This is a genomic window from Calothrix sp. CCY 0018, assembly GCF_963920925.1.
Taxonomy (GTDB): domain Bacteria; phylum Cyanobacteriota; class Cyanobacteriia; order Cyanobacteriales; family Nostocaceae; genus Rivularia.
In genome coordinates this window covers 83879-107832 of sequence record NZ_CAWUDI010000007.1, presented here as the reverse complement: position 1 = coordinate 107832, position 23954 = coordinate 83879, and the positions used below count along the sequence as shown (strand labels likewise).

21 protein-coding genes are annotated in these 23954 nt (G+C 38.7%); 9 read left to right on the top strand and 12 right to left on the bottom strand.

Translation table 11 applies throughout. From position 1 onward, the window contains the following. Positions 1–11 precede the first annotated feature (11 nt). Positions 12–791 (top strand): ABC transporter permease, encoded by a 780-nt coding sequence (locus ACM03V_RS07140; RefSeq protein ID WP_414620071.1) that lies wholly within the window; start codon positions 12–14, stop codon positions 789–791. 303 nt (positions 792–1094) lie between these two features. Here ACM03V_RS07140 and ACM03V_RS07135 read toward each other — a convergent pair whose 3' ends face one another. From ACM03V_RS07135 to ACM03V_RS07115, 5 genes are all read right to left on the bottom strand, one after another. Beyond that, positions 1095–1475: a hypothetical protein gene (locus ACM03V_RS07135; protein ID WP_414620070.1), complete on the bottom strand. Its 381-nt coding sequence runs from the start codon at positions 1473–1475 to the stop codon at positions 1095–1097. 202 nt (positions 1476–1677) lie between these two features. Next, a complete protein-coding gene (locus ACM03V_RS07130) occupies positions 1678–2334 on the bottom strand; it encodes a pentapeptide repeat-containing protein (RefSeq protein ID WP_414620069.1) in 657 nt (218 codons plus the stop codon). 561 nt (positions 2335–2895) lie between these two features. After that, complete coding sequence (locus tag ACM03V_RS07125) at positions 2896–3870, bottom strand: glycosyltransferase family A protein (protein WP_414620068.1); 975 nt, start codon at positions 3868–3870, stop codon at positions 2896–2898. Between the two features lie 614 nt (positions 3871–4484). Beyond that, positions 4485–5117: a TetR/AcrR family transcriptional regulator gene (locus ACM03V_RS07120; protein ID WP_414620067.1), complete on the bottom strand. Its 633-nt coding sequence runs from the start codon at positions 5115–5117 to the stop codon at positions 4485–4487. Between the two features lie 106 nt (positions 5118–5223). Continuing rightward, entirely contained in the window at positions 5224–5850 is a 627-nt protein-coding gene (locus tag ACM03V_RS07115) for a TetR/AcrR family transcriptional regulator (protein ID WP_414620066.1), read from the bottom strand. Positions 5851–5935: 85 nt separating this feature from the next. On the opposite strand from ACM03V_RS07115, the gene ACM03V_RS07110 reads away from it, so the two are divergent. The 3 genes from ACM03V_RS07110 (at position 5936) to ACM03V_RS07100 (ending at position 11184) form a co-directional block, all read left to right on the top strand. Next, a complete protein-coding gene (locus tag ACM03V_RS07110) occupies positions 5936–6343 on the top strand; it encodes a (2Fe-2S) ferredoxin domain-containing protein (RefSeq protein ID WP_414620065.1) in 408 nt (135 codons plus the stop codon). Positions 6344–6426: 83 nt separating this feature from the next. Continuing rightward, entirely contained in the window at positions 6427–7875 is a 1449-nt protein-coding gene (locus ACM03V_RS07105) for an efflux RND transporter periplasmic adaptor subunit (RefSeq protein ID WP_414620064.1), read from the top strand. Between the two features lie 114 nt (positions 7876–7989). Next, a complete protein-coding gene (locus ACM03V_RS07100; protein WP_414620063.1) occupies positions 7990–11184 on the top strand; it encodes an efflux RND transporter permease subunit in 3195 nt (1064 codons plus the stop codon). Between the two features lie 199 nt (positions 11185–11383). Here ACM03V_RS07100 and ACM03V_RS07095 read toward each other — a convergent pair whose 3' ends face one another. Further along, positions 11384–12268, bottom strand: coding sequence for a LysR family transcriptional regulator (locus tag ACM03V_RS07095; RefSeq protein ID WP_414620163.1), 885 nt, complete (start codon positions 12266–12268; stop codon positions 11384–11386). Between the two features lie 119 nt (positions 12269–12387). Between ACM03V_RS07095 and ACM03V_RS07090 the strand changes: the two genes are divergently transcribed. Further along, a complete protein-coding gene (locus ACM03V_RS07090; protein WP_414620062.1) occupies positions 12388–12984 on the top strand; it encodes an SDR family NAD(P)-dependent oxidoreductase in 597 nt (198 codons plus the stop codon). 397 nt (positions 12985–13381) lie between these two features. Further along, complete coding sequence (locus tag ACM03V_RS07085; RefSeq protein WP_414620061.1) at positions 13382–13957, top strand: Uma2 family endonuclease; 576 nt, start codon at positions 13382–13384, stop codon at positions 13955–13957. A gap of 60 nt (positions 13958–14017) precedes the next feature. Here ACM03V_RS07085 and ACM03V_RS07080 read toward each other — a convergent pair whose 3' ends face one another. Then, a complete protein-coding gene (locus ACM03V_RS07080) occupies positions 14018–15406 on the bottom strand; it encodes a 1-acyl-sn-glycerol-3-phosphate acyltransferase (protein WP_414620060.1) in 1389 nt (462 codons plus the stop codon). 363 nt (positions 15407–15769) lie between these two features. Between ACM03V_RS07080 and ACM03V_RS07075 the strand changes: the two genes are divergently transcribed. After that, the gene (locus tag ACM03V_RS07075) at positions 15770–17584 is read left to right on the top strand and encodes a proline--tRNA ligase (RefSeq protein WP_414620059.1); all 1815 of its coding nucleotides are present in this window, start codon (positions 15770–15772) and stop codon (positions 17582–17584) included. Between the two features lie 568 nt (positions 17585–18152). Further along, complete coding sequence (locus ACM03V_RS07070; RefSeq protein WP_414620162.1) at positions 18153–18758, top strand: GerMN domain-containing protein; 606 nt, start codon at positions 18153–18155, stop codon at positions 18756–18758. 269 nt (positions 18759–19027) lie between these two features. Here ACM03V_RS07070 and ACM03V_RS07065 read toward each other — a convergent pair whose 3' ends face one another. From ACM03V_RS07065 to purN, 4 genes are all read right to left on the bottom strand, one after another. Further along, entirely contained in the window at positions 19028–19375 is a 348-nt protein-coding gene (locus tag ACM03V_RS07065) for an ArsR/SmtB family transcription factor (RefSeq protein WP_414620058.1), read from the bottom strand. 69 nt (positions 19376–19444) lie between these two features. Continuing rightward, the gene (accB, locus tag ACM03V_RS07060; RefSeq protein ID WP_414620057.1) at positions 19445–19963 is read right to left on the bottom strand and encodes an acetyl-CoA carboxylase biotin carboxyl carrier protein; all 519 of its coding nucleotides are present in this window, start codon (positions 19961–19963) and stop codon (positions 19445–19447) included. A 126-nt stretch (positions 19964–20089) separates the two neighbouring features. Next, a complete protein-coding gene (efp, locus tag ACM03V_RS07055) occupies positions 20090–20656 on the bottom strand; it encodes an elongation factor P (protein WP_414620161.1) in 567 nt (188 codons plus the stop codon). Between the two features lie 199 nt (positions 20657–20855). Further along, positions 20856–21494, bottom strand: coding sequence for a phosphoribosylglycinamide formyltransferase (gene purN, locus ACM03V_RS07050; protein ID WP_414620056.1), 639 nt, complete (start codon positions 21492–21494; stop codon positions 20856–20858). 481 nt (positions 21495–21975) lie between these two features. On the opposite strand from purN, the gene ACM03V_RS07045 reads away from it, so the two are divergent. Further along, entirely contained in the window at positions 21976–22878 is a 903-nt protein-coding gene (locus ACM03V_RS07045) for a carbohydrate ABC transporter permease (protein ID WP_414620055.1), read from the top strand. Between the two features lie 111 nt (positions 22879–22989). On the opposite strand, the gene ACM03V_RS07040 is transcribed toward ACM03V_RS07045, so the two are convergent. Continuing rightward, on the bottom strand, positions 22990–23622 hold the full coding sequence (locus ACM03V_RS07040) for an SGNH/GDSL hydrolase family protein (RefSeq protein WP_414620054.1): 633 nt from the start codon (positions 23620–23622) through the stop codon (positions 22990–22992). Positions 23623–23954: the final 332 nt, after the last annotated feature.

Below are 23954 nucleotides of genomic sequence, written 5' to 3'. Positions count from 1 at the left end.
TTTAAATCAATATGAATGTCAACAGAGTAATTGCGATCGCGAATAATTCTTTTCGAGAAGTAGTGCGCGATCGCATTTTGTATATTATCGGTTTTTACGCAGTTATATTAGCTGCTGCGGCTATGTTGCTACCACAGCTAGCAGCAGCTACCGAAGACAAAATGTTTTTAGACTTGGGTTTAGCGGTGATGAGCATCCTTAGTCTAATTATTGCAGTATTTGTAGGTACGGGATTAGTTAGCAAGGAAATAGAAAAACGCACCATTTTAATGTTAATTGCTAAACCTATAAGCCGTCCGGAGTTTATTCTCGGTAAATATTTAGGCTTATCTACTGTTTTAGCATTACTTGTCGTGGCGATGAGTGCTATTTATCTGATATTTTTACAAGTAAATAATATTAGTTATTCAGCCACAAGTATTGTTATAAATGGAATATTTTTAATTTTGCAGCTATCTTTGATTAGCGCTATAGCTATTGCTTTTGGCGTATTCACGGGTTCTATGTTAGCAACTGCCTTAACATTCGCAGTCTATTTAATGGGAAACATAACCCAAGATTTATTAAAACTTGCTCGTATTAGCGAAAATCCTGGCTTGGAAAGAATAACCCAAGGTTTATATTTACTTTTACCAGATTTATCTCGGTTAGATTTAAAAAACGAAGCTGTATATGGTTTCTCAGCATTACCCGACTCTACAACACTATTTCTAAATGCTGGCTACAGTTTACTTTACAGCGCGATGCTTTTAGCTATAGCTGCTTGGATTTTTTCGCAGAGAGAATTTTGATCGGAGTTAGCAATTAGAAAACCCGACTTAAAAAAAAATCGGGTTTCAAAGGATGTTTTAGAAATTATAAATTAAGACCCCTCCCTATACTTTCTAGATCCCCCTAAATCCCCCTTATAAAGGGGGACTTTAACCCCCCTTTTTAAGGGGGGAAGGGGGGATAAAAGCAATAATAGAGTTAAGAACGATACTTTTCAAACTTCCTATGAGGATTGCTAATTTACTTTTTTATCAAGTTAATTTTCACTATTTCAAAATCAAATAAAGGGTAACATAATAGCAATATTGCTGCTTTGCTTTAATTTATCTATAATTTACAGTTCCTTGCTCTCGAAGTATCAGTTTTTTACCTTTATAAACAAGCAACTCATTTTCTGCTGTGACTCTATAACGATAGTTATAATTACGAAATTCATAGCCAAGAAAGCGACCTGGTGTAACACCATCAGCACCTTTAGAATGAATTGTTTTACCAGTTAAGCGAATCGAGTTGCCAGTTCTTAAATGTTTGCCTACATATGTAACATCATTGCAAGTTACATATCCTTCCGGGCAATTTCTGGTAATTTCAACATTAAAATTTTTGGTCTTTAAGGTTTCTGCATTCGCTGAACTTGCGAATACTGCAATACTAGCAACTGGTAACAAAATAAAGCTAAAAATAGATTTTTTAAGGTTTAACATCTAGACTCACATATTTGATTAAATTTGATGAGAATAGATACACACAGGCTTAGATGCATTCCAGAAAAAGCTTGTATTAATTTCGTTCAGTTGCAATTAATGCTTGTTATAGAGAAACACTGCGGGAACCCAAACCCTCTTCAATGCCTTAAAGAGGGAAAAGGAATTATCTTAAATTTCTATTACGATTGATTCTGAAATATCAACTAAAACAGAAAATTTGAACTAGTTGAATTTTTCCATCAGGCATAATTGCTCTATCTAGATTAGTATTTTGGAAATTTGTTCCCTGTAAATTTGCTTCTTTCAAATTTGCTTGAGTTAAATTAGCCCAGCTTAAATCGGCATTAGTTAAATCTGCTTGATTCAAATTCGCCTCTAATAAATTCGCACCACATAATCTTGCTTGTTGAAGATTCGCTTGAAACAAATTCGCTTCTATCAAAGATGCTTCTATAAACTGGGCTTTTTTTAAATTCGCTTTCCGCAAATCCGTATCGCACAATGAAGCTTCCTGTAAATTGCTACAAGAAAGGTTTGCACCTGCAAATTTTGCGCCACACAGTGAAGCTCTTGTTAAATCGGTATTGCTTAAATTAGCTTTTATCAAAGATGCTTCGTGCATATGTACTTCTCGTAAACTAGCCTGACTTAAATTTGCATTATCCAATCTTGCATTAGTAAGAATCGCTCCCGTAAAGTTCGCATTACTTAAATCTGCTCCAGTAAAGTTGACTCCACTTAAATCAACTTCTCTAAAATCGATTCCACTTAAACTGTATCCGCTAAAGTCTCTCTGCCCAAAACGATCGGTAATTTGACTTAAGACGAATTCTTGCTTCTCAACGCGATCTATCATAATATTTGCCTCAACGGTGTAAAATTTTTAAATCGCCATCCTGACAATTACTGTATTTCGAGGTTACACCCTAAAAGCAAATGATTCTATTAATCAAATTTTAAATTTTTGCAAAAAAATGATTAAAGTAACCATAAATACTATAAAGCAGCTAGTTTACAGCAAAATCAATTGTCAAAACATCCTGATAAAATCATCAAAACCTTATAAAAAAATACATATAAATATAATAAGTCAGAGAATTGTGACTTTTAAATCTTTAAAATTTAACTTCTTTAATTTTTGATTGTGCTATTAATTGAAGGTTGAGATTAAATAAATAAAAGTCTATTGATACTGTTATTTTAATTTATCAAACCTATAATCAAAATTTAATGTTTTTAGGACTTACGCAAAGCCCCCCTTAGTAAGGGGAGCCACTCCGTTGCTCTGGTTCCCAGAGTTGTAGGAAGTGGCGTGGGTTGGGGGGATCTTAATATTGAGAACACTTAATTTTATCTTTCTTGCAAGACACGCTATACGCTTCGTTACCGTTGCGTAAATCCCGATGTAATTTTTGCTTTAATATTTGCGAGTTGATAACATATACTTTGTCATAATCAATGAACTTTTAATTTTGGCAGGTATTTGTAAATTAGAATTCCAAAGTAAATTGAGGTATCCCCGAAAGTCTTTTGAATCGGGCTGGGGTATAGTTTTAAATTCAAATGGGATCAGAGATGTCAGTTCGTTCTTATCAAGATAGTTCATTTGTTGAGAAAATAAGTTGAATAGACGATTCAAAGCCAGCTTCCTCTGATAATGAGCTAATATTTCTTTGCGCTCTTTTGCATCTTCTTGAGTTTTATTAGCATAGTTGTTTCTTGTATGCATTCTGTATTGAACTAAGTTTAAAGATAATGTAAATTTGACTGCCCCAACTAAAGAAGCTCCGTAAACTAAGCAATCATCTGCTCTAATTCTCCAATCTTCTAAGTAAGGGAAAGGTAAGATTTTTTCAGCCGTTTTACGTCGCATTGATAAAGTAGAAGTAGGAGCGCCTATATACCGTTTTGTATGAAGGGTGAAAACAGCTGAACAGCCTCTATTTCTGACATACTTCAAAATATCAATTTGACTTTCTTGCTGCGAAGTTATTTGATCCGAACTCGATGCATCTAAATCTTGAAATTTTTGATATCCACAAAATAAAAAATCACATTCTGGATATAAATTATAAATTTTGAGAATGCTTTCAAGATAATTTTGTTGATATTTATCATCTGAATCAAGAAAACAAATGATGTCGCCATTTGAAGCTGAATGTCCTAGATTAAAACTAGATAATTGACCTTCATTCTGTTCTTTGATAATTAATTTGACTTGAGAATTTTGACCATATTTTTCCTGAAGGATTTGAACAGAATTATCAGTAGAACCGTCATCAACTACAATCACTTCATTGAACTCTACAGTTTGCCCAAGCGCGCTTTCTACTGCTTCTATTATGAAATCACCATAGTTAAAGTTATTAATTAAGCAAGTTGTTTTAAGCATAAATGTTTGCAATATTTAATAATTGTAGTATTCTTTGATTGTTTAAATTAAGTAACTATTGAAAATTTGCAATCTGCGTCAAAATTAGATAATTTCCTATATTCTTGTAGATGGTAGATTATTATTAATCGCAAAACTAAAAAATCAAGCTCAATCGGTTTATTTATCGCATTTTATCAAGACTGCTATCTAAGACGTACCCGTATAAATAACGAAAAGTTTAAAGATTAGCCCAGAAACTAATTTTTATATTAGTTTATATCCCTAAGTTGCCGCAATTATATATAAATCACAATATTCTATAAGAGCTTTTTTTAAACAAAATTCTCTTGACTGCATATAGCATTACAAAATAAAAACTCAATCACAGCTTTGGTATTGAAAAGAAGCAAGCTTTATTCATTGTATATTTATTTATTTGGTTCTTCAGTACCTAGTATGCCAAATTATTAGTTAAAAACTAAAATATTCTTTTTTAGCCTGGGTTTAAAGCTCAAAACTGTAAAAAAGGTAAAAATGTTAGTTAAAAAATCTAAATTTATTACATGGTAAGACTTACAATGTTTCTGCGAGTGTTTTTAGCATAGTAAGTACTGAAGAGCCATTTATTTTGCTCAATCAAAATTTTTCATCCCCTGAGCAACGAATTTCACTAAACGAGAAATCGCAATTTCTACTTCTTCTACGGAACTTCCGGTTATCAACTGCCCTGATTGACCAACTTGATTTAAAGTACGAATTATTATTGCGATCGCCAAATCTAATTTCCACTGTAATTCTGTGCGTGTTTGATTGGGAAGCGCTCGTTGTAAAATATCCAGAAAGCGTTGTTGACTTTCATTAAATTCCTTGTCTGCAAGTTGCTGTATTGGTAAAGGCTCCGCACGACAACGCCCCATAAATTGAGCGCGAATCAATCCGGGTTCCCCCATCTGGGTTATTACTCTCAAAGGAGGAGCATAAAATGCTTCTAAAATATTCTCTACTGATGGCGGCTCTGCTTGATTTTCATATTTCGCTAACTGCTGTAATTGAGATTGCACAACTTGCTTGGCAACTCTTCGCACGACGGCAATAAACAGTTCTTCTTTTGAGCCAAAATGGTAGTGAATGGCTGCAATATTTACTTCTGCTTCTCGGATAACGCCCCTCAGAGTTGTCCCTGAAAAGCCTTTTTCGGCGAACTGTTGCTCGGCAACGTTGAGTATTTGCTCTTTTGTATCTATAACTGTTACAGTATTTTTCATTTCAATAAAACGTTTGAATATATAATATATTACTAAAATTGTTTATGCAACAGACATATCGGTTAAGACAGTTCAAATGCAAAACCGATCGCACTTAGAAGAAACTTCACTCTGGCTTCTTTGTCAGGTAAGAAATTAAAAGATTAGATACCTCGACAGCAAAATCATTATTACTTACAAATTTGGGATGTTCAATAACCGCTGAATGACACAAAGACTCAACCGTGCAACTAAGAATAAATACGGTCATTTCCAGGTTTTGAGGTTGAATATAATCGCTCCATCGTGCAAGATACGCTTTTAATAATTCTATGATGCGTTGATCTGCTTTTTGAATCTGCTGTAATAGTTCCGAGCGCGGGATTTCTTCGTGCAGTACTTGGTGTAGTCGCGGATCGATCGCATGAGCTGCTATTACAGCTTTCACTAGTTCAGGAATTGCAATTTCTAAGCTTGTATCGAACAAATGATTCAGTTTCGATTCCACTAATAGCGCGATTTCGTTTGAATGCTGCTCCATTAAGGCAGCCATCAGCGATTCTTTGTTGGGAAAATATTGATACAACGAGCCAATGCTGATACCCGCTCGCTCTGCAATCCGGTTTGTATTAGTTTTGTCATAGCCTTCTTCAGTCAAAATGCGAGCAGTCGCCTTTAAAATTGCTTCAACGGTGATTCGAGAACGTTCTTGAGAAGGCAGCTTGCGGGGTTTTGGGGACACTTTGTGCGGCATCGCAACACCTTAATAAAATGCGAGTTGGCAATATAATTATTTGCCCATATTATACGAGTTATAACTCATATTTTTACTGGTCATTATGCCATTACCTCAATATCGTGTTTTTGTATGTACCAAACAGCGCTCTGAAAATGACCCCGAAGGCTGTTGCACTAATGCGGGTGCGCTAGATATTTATCAAACATTTCAGGATGAAATTACTCGTTTAGATTTGGGCTCGCGCGTTCAAGTTCGCAAATCTGGATGTCTGGATCAATGTCAAGCCGGAGCAGTTGCGTTAGTTTGTCAGCCTAATCGCAGCGAGTTTTCCTGGCTACCGACTAAATTAAGAATGAAATTACGACGAGTTTTATTTCCGAATCGTTATTTATACGGTTATTTGACTTGTGCCGATGTTAACGCAATTGTAGAAAGTCATTTGATTAAAGGACAACCAGTAAAGCGATGTCAGATTCCGACTACTGAAAAGAACAAATCAAACGTATGATTGACTAAAATTAAAACGTGTGTTTGAATCGTAGGTGTGAGAAATTTTTTTAAAAAACGTAAGCTCCTACTAAAGACAAACCCATGAACCCAGATTTTACTCCGCATTCCCAAATATCAGGTGATGAAATACTTGATGATGGGGAATATTCCCAAGATTTAGAAAATCAGCATCGAGATTATTCCAAATTACTTCGTTATGGAATGTTAGGGGTGCTTGGGTTGATGGTGGCAGTGGGGGCTGTGTTTGGTGCTAAGAATTTGACCAAGACAAAACCTGAAACCAAGGAAGTTGCTGTTGCTCGTCCATTACCAGTAATCACTTTACAAGCAAAACCAGTACAATCTTACCAGGTATTGCGGACTTACACTGGTGAAATTGCCGCAATTCGGACTAGTGAATTGGGATTCGAGCGCGGTGGGAAGCTGATTCAAGTTTTTGTGAAAGAGGGCGATCGCGTTAAATCGGGACAGCCGATCGCCAAGCTTGATGTAAGTAATTTGCAGATGCAAAAGTTGCAATTAGAAGCTCAAAAAGCCCAAGCACAAGCGAGATTGGATGAATTTATTGCAGGCCCACGCGAGCAAGATATTGCAGCAGCACAAGCAGCCGTTGACGATATCAAACAGCAATTGCAATTGCAGAAAACCAAACTTAAGAGACGGAAGTATCTATATGGTGAAGGTGCGATCGCGCGAGAACAACTTGATGAAATTGCTTTTGGCGAAAACTCCTTAAACGCTCGTTTGCGACAAGCCCAAAGTAATTTAGATCAACTCTTAGCAGGAACTCGTACTGAACAAGTAGCCGCACAACGAGCCGCTGTAAAACAATTAGAAGCAAGTATATCAGACTTAGAAATTAATATAGCTAAAAGTACAATTAAAGCACCGTTTGCAGGTATAGTTTCCGCTCGCCAAATTGATGAAGGAACCGTAGTAAATACAGGTCAAGCAGTGGTGCGTTTGGTTGAAAATACCAGCCCAGAAGCCAGAATTGGAATACCTGCAATAGTTGTAAATAAACTGCAAGTGGGTAGCCCTCAAACGGTAGAGATTAACAACCAGACTTACTCCGCAAGAGTAGCTTCAATTTTGCCAGTAGTTAATCCCAGTACCCGAACTCAAATAGTCGTATTGAAATTAGAATCTTCCTTAATATCTCAAATTAATCCCGGTGAAACAGTTAGGTTAAAGCTGACAGATACAATTCCTACAGAAGGATTTTGGTTGCCGAATAAAGCTTTAACTCAGGGATTGCGAGGACTTTGGACAAGTTATGTATTAGCTAAACCAAAATTAGAGGGAGTAGGAAGTAAGGAGCAGGGATTAGAAAAAAATTCATTTGTACTCGAACAGCGCAGTGTAGAAATATTGCATCAAGAAAGCGACAGAGTTTTAGTAAGGGGTACTTTGCAACCCGGCGACAGAATTGTTGCTAACGGAGTTCATCGTTTAGTTCCCGGTCAGATGGTGCGTCCGATTGGGGAGACGGGAAGACAAAGGGACAGGGAGATAGAAATTCTTGACTGATAAAGACTCTGCGTGCATTCGCATTCGCCTTTTCGCTCCTCTACGTTTAAAAATATAATTCCTAACTCATAACTCCTAACTCCTAACTCCTAACTCCTAACTCCTAAGCTAATCATGGTTCTTCCTTTTTTCCGCAATATCCGTCTGCTAATCCTAACTTTTGTATTAATAATATTTTGGGGACTTTCGGCGTTTCAATCTTTACCGCGTCAGGAAGATCCTACACAAGTAGCTCGGACTGCTATTGTTACTACTGTTTTTCCAGGAGCTAGTGCAGAGCGGGTAGAAGCGCTGGTAACGGAAGTTATTGAATCGGAAATGTCTGAGATTGAGGAAATTGATACTATTACTTCCGATTCTCGGGTTGGTTTATCTACGGTTTCGATTGAATTAAAACAGACTGTAGCTAATACTCAGCCTATTTGGACACGGGTACGAGATAAGTTGGCAGACGCATCTCCACAATTTCCACCGGGAGTGCTGGAACCAGATTTGAATGAAACCGAGACGCGAGCTTATGCTGTAATTGCATCTTTGGTTTGGCAAGGACAAACCGAACCTAATTATGCAATTTTACGCCGTTTCGCTGAGGAACTTGATGTTCAACTTCGGGGTGTGGGAGGAACTGAAAAGGTGGATACTTTCGGTTTTCCTTCAGAGGAGGTAACTGTTGAAATCAATCCATCGGATTTAGCATCTGTAGGTTTAACCACTCAACAATTATCCCAACAAATACTGCTTAGTGATGCTAAAACTAGTGCTGGACAACTTCGCAGTCCGAATAATACTTTAGCTATTGAGGTGGAAGGGGAACTTGATTCTCTGGAACGAATTCGTCAAATTCCGATTTCTTCAACTAACAACGGACAGTTTACTCGCTTGGGAGATATTGCACGAGTTACTAGAGGTGTCAGACTACCAGTAACAGACTTAGCTTTGATTGGTAGCAAACCCGCTGTGGCTTTGGGAGTGCTGATGGAATCTGGAAATCGGATTGATTTATGGGCTACGCAAATTCGCACACTATTAGATGATTTTCGGACGCGGCTTCCTAATAAAGTCAAGTTAGAAGTAATTTTTGACCAAAGTGGTTATGTGGAAACGCGTTTGAATAACCTCATATCTAATTTGCTATTTAGTGCTTTCCTTGTAGTTGTGGTTACTTTTGTGGGGATGGGTTGGCGCTCTTCTATTATTGTTGGTGCTGCACTACCATTAACGGTATTTGCGGTATTTGGTGAATTACAGGTTTTTAATATTCCTATTCACCAGATGTCTGTCTCGGGATTAATTATTGCTTTGGGATTGTTGATTGATAATGCGATTGTAGTTGTAGACGAAATTCAGGTAGAACTAGAAGCAGGATTAAAACCGAAAGATGCCGTAGTGAAAACTGTTGATTATTTAACAGTTCCTCTGCTGACATCGAGTTTAACCACAATACTCACCTTTTTACCAATTGGTTTATTGCCGGGGGGAGCAGGGGAATTTGTTGGTTCCATCGCTTGGGGGGTAATTATGTCCCTGGTTTCTTCTCTGGCAATTTCTTTGACTGTTATTGCAGCACTTTCCGGTCGTTTTCTCGGAAAAACTATAACTAAGAATCATCATTCTCCTCCGAAGCGCGAATCTCGTAAATTTTTAACATCAAAATTATCAAAACTTTTATCAATATTAAAAAATCCCCATGCTTGGTGGAATTCGGGGTTTTCTTCACCTTTTTTAGGTCGGATTTATCGTAAAACTTTAGACTGGGCTACAGCAAAACCTTTAATTGCGATTGTTTTAACGATGATATTACCCGTAATAGGTTTTATGAATGTAAGCTCTCTACCAACGCAGTTTTTCCCTTCCCTAGCCCGCGATCAATTTCAAATCGAAGTCGAGTTTCCCGCTCAAACTTCCATTGCTCAAAGTCGCGAAGATGTATTATTAGCTCGTAAATTAATTAGCGAACATTCCCAGGTTGAGGAAGTTCACTGGTTTGTCGGAGAAAGCGCTCCTAAGTTTTACTACAACTTTACTGGTGGAATCAAAAATGCTGCTTACTACGCTCAAGCAATGGTACAGCTAAATACTGATAAAGGGGTTCCGCAACTAATTCGGACTTTACAAAATGAGTTAGATTCAGCATTCCCTAGCGCTAGAGTCTTAGTGAAACAATTAGAGCAAGGGCCACCATTTGAAGCTCCAGTGGAAATGCGAATTTTTGGCCCCGATATCCAACAATTACGAATATTGGGCGCTCAAGTCAGAGGTCTTTTAACACAGATACCCGATGTAACTCATGTAAGAGATGATTTGACGGAGACTTTACCTAAGTTGGGATTAAAAGTAGACGAAGAACAAGCACGGTTAGTAGGACTTGATAATACGGCGATCGCCCAACAGTTACAAAGTTATTTAGAAGGCTCCGTAGGTGGTTCAATTCTTGAATCTACTGAAAATTTACCCGTAAGAGTAAGGATTGCAAATTCCAACCGAGGAGATTTATCTCAAATTGCTTCTCTTAATTTACAACCAAATCAACAAGGTGGTACGGAAACAAATTTGCGTCCTTTATCAGCATTAGGTAATTTTAATCTGGTTCCACAATTAGCAAGTATTTCCAGACGCAATGAGCAAAGAGTTAACACCGTCCAAGCTTTTATTTCTGCTGGAGTCTTACCCTCAGTAGTTTTGGGAGAATTGCAAGAACGTTTGGAAGCAGAAAAATTTGAACTTCCTCCAGGATACAGATATGAATTTGGTGGAGAACAAGCTGAAAGTGGGGAAGCTACCGGAAATCTAATGTCTACCGTGGGATTGTTGGGGTTAATTATGGTCATTACCCTAGTGCTATCCTTGGGTTCCTTCCGAATGGCTGGTATCGTGTTTGCTGTTGGGGTTGGTTCCGTTGGTTTAGCTTTATTTGCTCTATGGGCTTTTGGCTCGGTAATGGGATTCATGGCAATTGTCGGGACAATGGGTTTAATTGGTATTGCAATTAACGGTGCCATTATTATTTTGTCAGCCTTTAACGAAGATGAAGGAGCTAAGAAAGGTGATGTCAAAGCAGTGCGGGAAGTTGTAGTAAAAGCTACTCGTCACGTTTTAACTACAACTATTACAACAATGGTAGGTTTTATTCCGCTGATTGCCGAAGGCGACCCTTTCTGGCTACCTTTGGCAATTGCGATCGCGGGTGGTATTGGTGGCTCTCCGTTACTGGCGCTTTATTTTACCCCTGCGGCTTATTTGTTAGTGAAAGGACGGAGGAAGAATAGTCGTAAGCGAAAGCAGCTTTTGCTTCCTCCGGCGGTTTCTTGATTTTGGAAAGACAACTTTACTTAATTAATTATTCTTAACAATTATAAAAAGGGCTAATTTTACCGATTGGTTTTAGTAGTACTAAATTACTGGTAAATAGCGATCGCAATGTGCCAGTTGCGTAAGTCCTGATAAATACACAGAAGTGCAATTTTTCAGTAATGCTTCCAGATTTACTTTACCCCTAGTGTCAGCTACGCTATACTTGCCCCGTCTTCTGTGCCAAGCCGAGAAATGTTTTTATTACTGGAGATAAATCATACTGCCGCCAAGCAAGATAAAGTCCAGAGGACGGTGTTTGCTCTTGTAAAGGTCTGTAAACAACTCCGCTTCTGTGGAAATTTTGCATGGAGGTGGGAACGAAAGCGATACCCAATCCTGCTGCAACTAAGCCGATGATAGTTTGCATCTGAACTGCCTCTTGAGCGACTTTCGGACGAAATCCAGCTTGTTGACACATATTTATAATCTGATCGTAAAAGACAGGCCCCAGTTTGGCAGGAAATAGAATAAATGATTCCGAAGCCAAAGTAGAGAGAGACACCTTGTTTTGGGCAGACAGCGGATGGGTTTGTGGCAATGCCAATACCAATGATTCTTGCAAAAGGCATTCCACACTTAAACCTGGCTCGATGATGGCAGAACGAACAATGCCGACATCAACCTGTTTGAGATGCAGGGCTTGAATTTGTTGAGCAGTCGTCATTTCATGCAATCGCAGTTCTACAGCAGGAAACTGTTCTCGAAAGACACTTAAAATATCTGGTAGTACGGTATACGTTGCAGAATCGACAAAGGCGATCGCCAACCGTCCAACTTCACCCCGCCCTATCCGTTGCGTCACTTCAATTGCCTGTTCGAGTTGCGCTAACACCAGATAGGAATGCTCCAAAAACGCTTTGCCTGCTTTAGTAAGCTGCACTTGCCGCTTCGTTCGTTCAAACAGCTTGACTCCTAGTTGCTCTTCCAAAACGCGAATCTGCTGACTAAGCGGAGGTTGGGAAATATGCAACCGCTCTGCTGCTCGACTAAAGTGCAGTTCCTCAGCCACCGCGACGAAGTAGTGTAGATGCCGTAGTTCTATCACACTTATATCTCTAACCTATTAATCTTAATTAAATATATATTAGACAGTCATACAGTTGTCTCCTATCGTAAGAAATATAAGGCGCGTCTCATCACTCTTCGTATTGGAGAAAACAAATGAACTTAGACAAAAATCAAAATGGTCTTGTTCCTAAAGTTTGGTTAATTACAGGATGTTCAACAGGGCTCGGACGAGCCTTAGCAGAAGCTGTGTTAAAGAAGGGCGACTACCTGGTTGCTACTGCTCGCAGACCAGAGCAACTTTACGCTTTAATTAAGCATTATCCACAGACTGTAAAGGTTGTACGTCTGGATGTAACGTTATCCCAAGACATAAAAGCAGCGGTTGATACAGCGATCGCCACATTTGGTCGAATTGATGTGCTGGTTAACAATGCTGGACATGGACTAATTGCCTCACTTGAAGAAGTCAGTGATGTTGATATTCACCAATATTTTGAAACCAACTTTTTTGGGGCATTTCGTCTGATGCGAACTGTCTTGCCTATGATGCGTCAGCAAGGCAGCGGTCACATTGTGAATATATCATCCACAGCAGGATTAGTGGGATTTGGTGGAAGCAGCCTCTACTGTGGCACTAAATTTGCCTTGGAAGGCACGTCTGAAGCCCTGGCTAAGGAGGTTGAATCCTTTGGAATTAAAGTGACTTTAATTGAGTCAATTAAATCAAACGTTTTATCTTACTATCGTTAACACACACTTTACAAACTTCTTGCAGAAGTTAAAGAGAAGAGTAAAAAATCTAATGCCTATTTCTTTACTCTTTCTCTTTTTCTAGCTTTCGCAAAAACTGATTACTAAACTCAAAAGGAACCATTCTTTGGAAACTGATACGTTAGCGCTGCATTATGCCTTGGTTTAGATAGTAAAGCGTTGCTGACTCGAAATATCGCGTGGTGATTTTGCATTGCTGGAGACGTAGCATTGCTACGTCTCTACATTATCAATACAATTATTGTTTCGGATTAGCTTGTGGCATACTTTCTTTCATCGGCTTATAAGGAGTCAAGTTCAAAATTACTACTTTGTCAAAGATGCAGGAATTCTGTTTAAAATTGAAATACAACTCCACTGCCATTGCTCAAATGCTATGACCATAATTACAGCTAAACGATTTACTATAGATGAATACAACCGTTTAGCAGAACTCGGATTTTTTCATGAAGACGATCGAGTTGAGCTAATTAGGGGAGAAATCATTTCAATGGCAGCCAAAGGAACACTTCATTCAACTTTTAGTAGAAGATTGATAAGAGAATTATCAAAATTGATTGTTAATCGGGGTACTTTACAAAGCCAAGATCCTATTAGTATAAATCCTGATAGCGAACCCGAACCAGATGTAGCAATTCTTCAAAATAAAGATGATGATTATCTAAATTCTCATCCAACTTCGCAAGATGTATTGCTTCTAATTGAAATCGCCGATTCTTCCTTAAAATACGACCAAGAAGTTAAATTACAACTTTATGCTGAAGCTGGTATTTCCGATTATTGGATATTTAATTTAATCGAAAATTGCTTAGAAACTTACAACGAACCTTATCAAGATTTACAAGGTAAATTTGGCTATCGTCGAAAAGTTATTTATCTCCCCAACGAAACAATTAATCTACCTTGTTTTCCAGAATTAGCATTAGATTTATCAAAGATATTTCCAGGATAAATCCTCAGCGTACCTCCGCGCTAAACTCCGCGAACCTTTGCGTTAAAACCTTAAATTACCTCATATCAACCCTTCCATCGCCCGTTGCAAATCACTAGTAAAATCCCCAACCGTAATTCTTGCAGCTTTACGATTCGCTTTATAATCCCCAAACCTGTCAGAAATAGAAAGCGGTTCTCCAATAGTAATTTTCGCTCTTTGCTTACCCAACTTTGGACGCTTAAAAGGATTGCTACCTGTAATTCGAGCTACCATATCCCATAAAAGCAAAGTTATTTCGGCAAATCTTTCCGCTGTGGGTTTTTCTCTAACATATTTACCAGTCACCGCCACAAAGCTTTCTACCAAACGCATATGCCACATTCGTAAATTAGCTTCTTCTGCAACTCTATCGGCTAATCTTTTTTCGATGGTAGATAATGATTTAATATCTCTAAAATCTTCTCTAAAGATATAGTTCCAACCAGCTTGCTCTACTCTCCGACAGCGGTCGTTAAAGTTACCTTTTGGCTGTAAATCAAAGTAATCTTCGGATACTTTTAAAGCACTATCTAATAATGATTTTAAACGTGCGGCAATCGCTTCGTTGCCGTCGCTAGTTTGTGTATCTGGTATTTTTAATTCTGGTGAATAATGGTAAAAACGTTTATAAAAATCTTCCATAATAGACAATAAATGCTCTGCCAAACGAATTAATCTTGGATAAAGCGTTTCTTGCGGTAAAGCTTGATCAAAACTAGTTTCATTTACAGGTAAACCACTAGCTTCTTCCAATTCGCTTAATAACTTTTCTATCGATTCCCAAGGCGGATTGACATAACTATATTTAATTCCAACTGGTAAAATAAAAACTTGTTCGCTGCGTCTGGCTTTTTCTAAATCTTCCGCACACCAAAAGCCTAATTGTGCGATTCCCGGTTCCAAAGGACTAATCATCTCGGAAAGTCCATTTGTACCTCCTTCAGGTGCAGCACCAATGGGAAAATCTGCTTCAGCAAACAAATTACGAGCCGATCTTAACCCCGTCCAATCTGCCTTACCTCGCTGTATTGAGGTACCGCCCATGCGTGATAGAAACCAGCCAATATGGGAACCAGCCCAAAGGGGAATTCCTCTATCGTAAATAAAATGGGCATGAACCGGATAATTTAATTTAATTCCTTCTTGTCGAGCTACTTTCGGTACGATATTAAATAACAAATAACCCAATGAAAAAGGATCTTCTACTTGAGGATGGCGGAATGCTATCAGGAAACGAATCTTTTTTTGCTGAAATTCGTTGATTAATTTTACTAAAGTTTTGACGTTTTCTGCTTCAATTTGACTAAGGATGGTTTGCGAACGTATCCATGCTGGCAATAATAGCTGGGTGATTCGTAATACAAATGGGTTTAACGCCGGAGGAATAAATTCTAGAGGTGCCTGTGCTTGATTAATATCGAGAGACAAAGTTTGTTTTCTCCTGGAACAGTTATCAGTGAACAGCGAACAGTTAATAAGTAGAAGTGGTTGATAGTTATTTTTAGCACTGATTATACGTCTGGCAACTATCAAGTTTTGGACAAATCAAAAAATAATTAATATCTGTGGAAATTAAAAATGTTTTTTAATCAAGTGGAAAAATAATTTATTCAAAAAAATAAAAATAGTTATAATCTAAAATTCTTGTGGGATAAGCATCCTGCCCGTCCTAATTATAGGAATTGCATTTAAAGTGGCGATCGCACTTAGGTTTACATAAAAGTCATTTCCTGAGTATATTCGCTCTCATGCATGAAACAAAAATTATCAAACCCGTAAAGAGGAGACGCGATGCGACTGTCAAAAATGTTATTTGTTACGCTTCGAGACGATCCAGCCGATGCTGAAATCCCCAGTCATAAATTATTGGTTCGCGCTGGTTACATTCGTCGCATCGGTAGCGGTGTCTATGCTTATCTTCCTTTGATGTGGAGGGTTTTGCAAAAGGTAAGCCAGATTGTTCGCGAGGAAATGAATGCTACTGGGGCACAAGAATGTCTTTTACCTCAAATACAACCTGCCGATTTATGGAAGGAATCGGGACGCTGGGATACTTACACTAAGGCTGAGGGTATCATGTTTTCCCTTACCGATCGCCGCGAACAACAATTAGCACTTGGTCCCACTCATGAAGAAGTAATTACTACAATTGCGCGAGATACGATTCGCTCTTACCGTCAGTTACCTGTTCATCTCTACCAAATTCAAACTAAATTCCGCGATGAAATTCGTCCCCGTTTTGGTTTAATGCGCGGCAGAGAATTTATCATGAAAGATGGCTATTCTTTCCACACTGATGAAGAAAGCCTGAAAGCAACTTATCAAGATATGTATCAAGCCTACAGCAATATGTTACGGCGTTGTGGCTTGGAATTCCGTGCTGTAGAAGCAGATTCTGGTGCAATTGGTGGTTCTGGTTCGACGGAATTTATGGTTTTAGCCGAAGCTGGGGAAGATGAAGTTCTGTATACCGATGATGGAAAGTACGCTGCAAACGTAGAGAAGGCTGTTTCTTCACCTCCAGACGCAGAAACTTCTAATTTTACTAATTACGAAAAAGTAGAAACTCCTAAAACCGAGACAATCGAAAAGCTTTGCAAAATCCTCGAATGTTCTCCTACCCAAATAGTCAAAAACGTGCTTTACCAAGCAGTTTACGATAACGGTACTACTGTATTAGTTTTAGTAAATATTCGTGGCGACCAAGATGTGAATGAAGTTAAGTTATATAACGAATTAACTAAATTAGCTTCTACTTATAAAGCAAATTCTATTCTTGGTTTAGAAGTACCCAGCCCGGAAGCACAAGAAAAATGGGCGGCGAAATCTTTACCTTTGGGTTATATCGCGCCAGATATTGGTGATGATTACATAAAATCTTCTAAGGAAGTTCACTCCAAATTTTTACGCTTCGTAGATAAAACCGCAGTCGATCTAAAGAATTTTGTTACTGGTGCCAACGAATCCGGTTTTCACGTAATAGGGGCAAACTGGGGAGAACAATTTAAGTTACCGGAATTAGTAGTAGATATACGCACCGCAAAAGTTGGCGATCGCTCAGTCCATAATCCAGCCCAAACCCTTAAATCTGCTCGCGGTATAGAAGTCGGACACATATTTCAATTAGGCAGCAAATATTCCCAAGCAATGGGAGCAACTTATACCACCGAACAAGGTAAAGATCGAGCTTTAGAGATGGGTTGCTATGGTGTAGGTGTTTCGCGCATGGCTCAAGCTGCTGTAGAGCAATCCTACGACAAAGATGGAATTATTTGGCCTGTGGCAATTGCGCCTTATCATGCAATTGTGACTATCCCTAATATTAAGGATGCTCAACAGGTAGAAGTAGCCGAGAAACTTTACACAGAAATGAATCAAGCAGGTATTGAAACCCTTCTCGATGATCGAACCGAACGTGCGGGAGCTAAATTTAAAGATGCCGATTTGATCGGTATTCCTTATCGGATTGTCACGGGAAGGGCGATCGCTAACGGTAAAGTTGAAGTTGCAGAGCGAAAAAGTAGCGAGTCTTACGAAATTGCTATTGATGAAGTTGTATCTACTTTAATGCAGAAGATAAAGGATGAATTGTTGACTAAAAATTAAAAATCTTGCGAAATTAGCAGTTAATCTGAGGATATAAAGAGAGGTGCGTTGCGCGGAGCGACAGCGCACCCTACAAATTTACTGTTGCCCGTTCCCCGTTCCCTTTTTGATAATTTATGGAATTCATTTTCTTTGTGCAATTCAAAAGATGAATTAAGTATAGATAACAATCGCTTGTAATTTCAAATTGAATTACGTTCGGAAAATGAAGAAAAACCTTTGTTAATAAAGGTAGAAACGGAAATAAATATAAAAAAAGGCAGACAAATTAGCATTATTGAAACAGCGGTAACTGTAAATGAGGAGCAAGTTGCGCCACAATTCGTTGAAGGAATTATAAAAAACCTTAATCAAAGACTGGATTTACGTAAGGCAGGAAGGTGACGGAATTTTAATCCGAATTCTAAAATTGAATATAAAACCGTCCGAATTAGAAATTGCGGCTTTTGTACAAATAAAACCGTCTTCCTTTCTTAGTGGAAAAGTCCCTTTCCCCATCAACAGCGTTGTCTACCAAGCCCCTCACACAGTTACAGGTACTATCTCAGCCCATAAGCGAAGGTGTCAGATGACAGAGCAAAGAAAAAATAATGGTATATCTTCCGGTGTAGCAGCAGCAGTTGCAGCGGTAACAGTTGCATTAGCTGGTGTTACGGGTTATTTCGCGATGAATAACACTACCCCATCTCCCGGTCCAAGACCGCCGCAACCAACACCAACAAAGCCAGCAGTGCCTACCGAGAAAAAGGCTACAGTCTATTGGCTTGAATCGAGCGGTACCAGCTTTAATTTGGTTCCTCAAGGCATTCAAGTTCAAGCGGATATTAATCAGCCTTCAGAGTTTTTAGAAGCTGCTTTTAACAGCTTATTAGCTGGGCCTACAGAAGGAAGTGGTGGTTCTTCAGCGATACCCAAGCAAACTAAATTACTAGGTATTAAAGCTGAAGGAGACGAAGTAAGAGTTAATTTATCGGATGATTTTCAATTTGGTGGTGGTAGCGCTGGGATGATTGGGCGTGTAGGACAAGTTGTATACACGGCTACAGCTTTGAATCCTAACGCTAAAGTCTACCTCGAACTGAACGGCGAACAAATTGAAGTTCTTGGTGGTGAAGGCTTAGAGCTAGAGCAGCCGCTAACTCGTGAGAATTTCATGAAAAACTTTGAACTTTAAACCGCTCAGGCGATCGCCTTATCTTTAGATTCCCAACAACCCCCCCCTTATAGAAGGGGGGCTATTTATTTGTTAAAAAATATAGGGAATAGGGAATAGGGAATGGGGAACAATAATTAATTACAATCCAAAATCCAAAATCCAAAATCCAAAATCCGTCTTGAAAAGTTTGCTCAACGGGGCGGCAGTCACTACAACGGGGGGAACCCCCGCAACGTGCTGCCTTGGGAACCCCCGCACCGCAACTTTCCGCAAAATCTAAAATCTAATCATCTTTCATTTAAAACCCGAAAGCTGCGGGCTTGCTGTTCCAACCTAGTTGCGAGACGATCGCAAACTTGGTTGCACAGTTCAAAAATCATGTGATCTTCAACTCGATAGTAGGCACAAGTCCCTTCACTGCGGCGGCTAAGAATTCCCGCTTGCCACATTACCTTAAGGTGTTTTGATACATTAGCCTGAGAAGTATGGGTTGCCTCTACCAACTCTTGCACGCATTTTTCTTCTTGCCGAAGCAGATGCAGCAACCGCAGACGCATTGGTTCGCTCAACAGACTGAAGTATTCAGCTACTTGTTGCACCACTTCTGGATGGGGTACAGGCAACATTTGTTTCATCAGAATTGACCCGCCACGAATGGAACTAACTTTTTTTAACAATGACACATTCGTTATATAGATTAATACTTAATCGGGGTTAATTCGCATCAAAGCTTGACCATATTCTACAGAAGCACCATTTTCCACCAAAATTTCCATTACTTGACCCGATAAATCCGCTTCGATTTCGTTCATCAACTTCATGGCTTCAATGATACATACCGTATCGTTTTTACGGATGCGATCGCCTACTTCTACAAATGCCGATTCACCTGGTGCGGGAGCGCGGTAAAAGGTTCCTACCATTGGCGAAAAAATTTCTACAAACTTCGATTCCTTGCCTGTAGAACTTGCGTTTCCTTGTCCTCCGTTTACACTCTCCGAACCACCGCGATTGAGATTTTCTGCCGTTGACGAAATATCATGTGATGAAATACCAACATTCGTGGATGGTAATGTAACGGCTTCTGGTGTAACCTGATGTACAAAGTTAACACCCTTACGTACAGTTAGCTCAAAATTTTCGCTTTTAAGATTTACTTCTGAAATATCTGTTTGTGCAATAGTTGCTAAAAGTTGGCGGATTTCGTTAAAGTCTAATGACACAGTTAAAATGACCTCATGGGATTAGTTTATAGATAATCAATTGATATATTAGAATTTCTGAAAACGGTAGGGATAGATATCCCCCCGTAGTAAGATGACAAAAGAACGTTTTCTTCAAGCGGAAAATTAACTTCCAGTTTCTCTACCTAGATATTTATCGTCACGGGTATCGATACGAATACGTTCTCCTTGAGAAATAAATAAAGGAACCATAACAGTTGCTCCACTTTCGAGTGTTGCAGGTTTAGTACCGCCTGTCGCGGTATCACCTTTTACACCAGGGTCAGTTTCCGTTACTTCAAGTACCACAGCATTGGGCAATTCTACCTCTAGCACTTCCTCATTCCAACGAACAACATTCACTTCCATACCTTCGTTAAGATATTTAACGCGATCGCCAATTTGTTCGGAACTTAAACGGCTCTCTTCATAGGTTTCCATATCCATAAAGACGAAATCATCACCTTCTTTATAGGTATGTTGCATGGTACTTTTTTCCAAAGTAGCTTGAGGAACAGTTTCCCCAGCCCGGAAGGTTTTTTCTACAGTATTACCACTCGTCACACTCTTTAGTTTGGTGCGTACAAAAGCAGAACCTTTACCTGGCTTAACGTGAAGGAATTCTACTACTCGCCATACCGTGCCATCTAATACAATCGAAACACCAGTACGAAAATCGTTACTCGAAATCATGAAATTTTCTATATGTGGGAAGACAATCGGCATTTATTGTACCCCCCTATAGCAAAAATAGGATAATTCGTAATTTGTAATTCGTAATTTGTAATTGGCCGTGGGGGATTGGGCATTGGGCATTGGATATAAAAAAAGGGAGCTTTTCGGCTCCCACTACAGATGGTTTTACAACTCCTAACTCCTAACTGCTCACTGTTCACTGTTCATTGCTCACTGCTATGGCGATCGCTGCGGGCAAAATCCGATGCTCTTGAATTTGAATTCTGTTGTGGAGTGTTTCGGGGGTATCGTCGGGCAATACTGGTACTGCTGCTTGCATGAGAATTTTGCCGCTATCCATTTCTAACGAAACTAAATGCACGGTACAGCCAGTTATTTTGACTTGAGCTTCAATTGCTTGCTCTATTGCTCCTACTCCTTTAAAACTGGGTAACAAGCTGGGATGAATATTAATAATTTTTTGAGGAAATGCGTCGATTAGTACTTGAGTTACTAAACGCATCCAGCCAGCCATAATTACCCATTCCACACCATGTTGATGCAGTGTTTGTACAATTTGCTTATCTAATTCTTCCCGGTGCTTGTAGTCGCGATGATTGATGAGTACGGCTTTGATATTCCACTTATCTGCACGTACTGCGGCATAAGCATCGGGATTATTGTAAATTAAAACTTGAATTTCAGCGTTTAATTGTCCGTTTTGAATCGCTTCGGCAACTGCTTCAAAATTACTACCACTACCAGAAGCCATAATTCCTAGTTTTAAAGGCTTACTTGATACCTGTGAATGTGTAGGGATATCGGGAGATAACAAACTTGGGGAGACAGAAGTCATATTTGTATATAAATCGGTAGCAAAAAAATATTATCGCTTTTTAGGCTTTGCTACCAAAGATGTATATTTTTCCTACTTTGATTACTTATTTGTAGGGTGCTGTTAGCCGTATTCGTAACGCACCAAACTACTGTTTGACTACTTCAACAACAATCTCCGGCTCTTGTTTCTGGTTCCGAGTTTCAACCTGGGAACTAAGGCTTGGAGGCTCTGGCTCCAGCTACTAAGAATGGTGCAAAATGTAAGTTTAATCTACTAAAAGCCTTACCCAGTCTGATTTATCAGATTTTGCTTTTGAGTCTGGGAATTTATTCCAAGGTGGTTGTTGAAAATGGTGCAAGAAGTCAGATTCATAGGAATTTTGCTATTAACTCGGCGTTTGCAACAAGACAACGGGTGTGTAAGAAAACCTGATAATTAATTCAAAATAGACTGACCGCATTTGAGTAAAATAGCTTTAAGCTAAATATCACCGCATCAAATGCAGCAAAATACTAAAAATTCCAACTCTTCTTTCAAAGAATTACTTGATAATGAAACCTTCGCAGCTTGGTTTTTCCTAACTCCGGCACTTATACTACTAGGAGTCTTTGTAATCGGTCCCATTGGTTATTTGTTTTACCTGAGCTTCACCAATGGTAGTTTTACTAAAGACGGTACAACTTGGGTAGGATTCAAAAATTATCTACGTTTAATACTTAATCCGGATTTTTCACAAGTTATGTGGAATACCGTTTATTTTACAGTTGCTACGGTGATACCCAGTATCGTAATTCCTTTATTCTTAGCAGTTTTATTAAACACTAATATAGTCTTGCGGGGATTTTTACGAACTTCTTATTTTTTACCTTCAATTATTTCTTTAGTCGCTGCTGGCTTGGGATTTCGCTGGTTATTTCAAAATGAAGGCCCCGTTAATGCACTTTTAAATAGTATTGGAATTGATTCTATATCTTGGTTAAGCAGTACCGTATGGGCAATGCCAGTAATAATTTTACTCAGTATTTGGAAGCAGCTTGGTTTCAATATGGTAGTGTTTCTAGCTGGTTTGCAAGCGATTCCAGTTAGTCGTTATGAAGCAGCAGAACTCGATGGTGCTAATAGTTGGGAGCAGTTTTGGTTCGTTACTTTACCAGGATTGCGACCAACTTTGATATTTGCGACGATAACTACCGTTATTTTCACTTTACGCAGTTTTGAACAAGTTTACGTAATTAGTGGTGGTGGCCCTTTAAATTCTACAAATTTACTGGTTTATTACATCTATCAAGAAGCTTTCGGTCAATTTGATTTCGGTTATGCTGCTGCTGCTGCAACCGTTTTATTAGCAATAACAATGGTGTTGGTTTACTTTCAATTACGGACTTGGGATAAAGATAGTTAGTGTAAATAGATAAGTCGGCACAAATAAACCGGGGCTATGTAACAGAATATGCACGGAGTATATAAGCCTTACCTCTACTGCCCACTCCCTATTCTCTACTCCCTGATTAAATTAATAAAAAACTTGAGTATAGCGTTTACTAAAATTATGCTCTAATACAGCATTAACAATCGCATTCACAATTTTTTCACCACCAGCGCATGAAGGTTCAATGGGATTTGCGTAATCTGTGGCTTCGTTGCAGGTTAATCTTAGATCGATCAGCGGAATACCATTTTGAAAAGCTTGCCTAATAATTACATCGTTGAAAATTGTTAAAGCAGTAACTCCAATTCTTTGATAAGTTGACTCTGGATAATTCGGATTATAAATAGTACACAGAGCAGTAGGAAGCTTAAGACTTAAAATACTCTGCAATAACTTCTGATATTGTTGTTCAAAGTCTTCTCTCAAATTAGCAAGTTTAATAAATACTTCAGCAGAAGAAGCCACTTTTTCATTCAAAATGCCGATACAGCAAAGTGCATCATTTCCTCCGATACTTAAAACCAAATGAGTCGTATCTTTGGGTAATTGTTCTAGTTGAGCGTAAACATCATCAACCTTATTACCATCAATCGCTTTTAAGCTAGCATTCCAATTTTCAGGAACTTTCATTCGTAACTGCGTAATCACATCAGGATCTTCGCCGACGTAAGTAGCATTATCGAAAATTGAATCACCAAGTAGAACTATGTGGGGCATTTTTTAAATAGGTAATAGGTAATGGGATAAATAACCGCGAGTAATAAATTTATAACTCTTGGTATTTTACTTCTAACTATTCCCCATGCCCAATGTCCAATTCCCAATTACCCATTACCAAATCTTTCTTGAAACGGAAAGAGTAAGATAGAATTGTTAAGGGATGTTTACAGAGTTAGCATTTTTTTCCGAATTCTGTTAATACAGCCTTCACAAGTTTACAATATAAAACCCGCAGTTCATCGGACGAACTTGTCAGTAACTCAGGTTTAAAGAAACTGAACTTGTAAGAACCAAATCTTACGTGTCTGACTAGCTCATAGAACCGCTAA

Excerpts from the sequence above, each read along its gene's own strand:
- ACM03V_RS07140 (WP_414620071.1), top strand. The coding sequence starts at position 12 with ATGAATGTCAACAGAGTAATTGCGATCGCGAATAATTCTTTTCGAGAA.
- ACM03V_RS07135 (WP_414620070.1), bottom strand. The coding sequence starts at position 1,475 with ATGTTAAACCTTAAAAAATCTATTTTTAGCTTTATTTTGTTACCAGTT.
- ACM03V_RS07130 (WP_414620069.1), bottom strand. The coding sequence starts at position 2,334 with ATGATAGATCGCGTTGAGAAGCAAGAATTCGTCTTAAGTCAAATTACC.
- ACM03V_RS07125 (WP_414620068.1), bottom strand. The coding sequence starts at position 3,870 with ATGCTTAAAACAACTTGCTTAATTAATAACTTTAACTATGGTGATTTC.
- ACM03V_RS07120 (WP_414620067.1), bottom strand. The coding sequence starts at position 5,117 with ATGAAAAATACTGTAACAGTTATAGATACAAAAGAGCAAATACTCAAC.
- ACM03V_RS07115 (WP_414620066.1), bottom strand. The coding sequence starts at position 5,850 with ATGCCGCACAAAGTGTCCCCAAAACCCCGCAAGCTGCCTTCTCAAGAA.
- ACM03V_RS07110 (WP_414620065.1), top strand. The coding sequence starts at position 5,936 with ATGCCATTACCTCAATATCGTGTTTTTGTATGTACCAAACAGCGCTCT.
- ACM03V_RS07105 (WP_414620064.1), top strand. The coding sequence starts at position 6,427 with ATGAACCCAGATTTTACTCCGCATTCCCAAATATCAGGTGATGAAATA.
- ACM03V_RS07100 (WP_414620063.1), top strand. The coding sequence starts at position 7,990 with ATGGTTCTTCCTTTTTTCCGCAATATCCGTCTGCTAATCCTAACTTTT.
- ACM03V_RS07090 (WP_414620062.1), top strand. The coding sequence starts at position 12,388 with ATGAACTTAGACAAAAATCAAAATGGTCTTGTTCCTAAAGTTTGGTTA.
- ACM03V_RS07085 (WP_414620061.1), top strand. The coding sequence starts at position 13,382 with ATGACCATAATTACAGCTAAACGATTTACTATAGATGAATACAACCGT.
- ACM03V_RS07075 (WP_414620059.1), top strand. The coding sequence starts at position 15,770 with ATGCGACTGTCAAAAATGTTATTTGTTACGCTTCGAGACGATCCAGCC.
- ACM03V_RS07070 (WP_414620162.1), top strand. The coding sequence starts at position 18,153 with ATGACAGAGCAAAGAAAAAATAATGGTATATCTTCCGGTGTAGCAGCA.
- ACM03V_RS07065 (WP_414620058.1), bottom strand. The coding sequence starts at position 19,375 with ATGAAACAAATGTTGCCTGTACCCCATCCAGAAGTGGTGCAACAAGTA.
- efp (WP_414620161.1), bottom strand. The coding sequence starts at position 20,656 with ATGATTTCGAGTAACGATTTTCGTACTGGTGTTTCGATTGTATTAGAT.
- purN (WP_414620056.1), bottom strand. The coding sequence starts at position 21,494 with ATGACTTCTGTCTCCCCAAGTTTGTTATCTCCCGATATCCCTACACAT.
- ACM03V_RS07045 (WP_414620055.1), top strand. The coding sequence starts at position 21,976 with ATGCAGCAAAATACTAAAAATTCCAACTCTTCTTTCAAAGAATTACTT.
- ACM03V_RS07040 (WP_414620054.1), bottom strand. The coding sequence starts at position 23,622 with ATGCCCCACATAGTTCTACTTGGTGATTCAATTTTCGATAATGCTACT.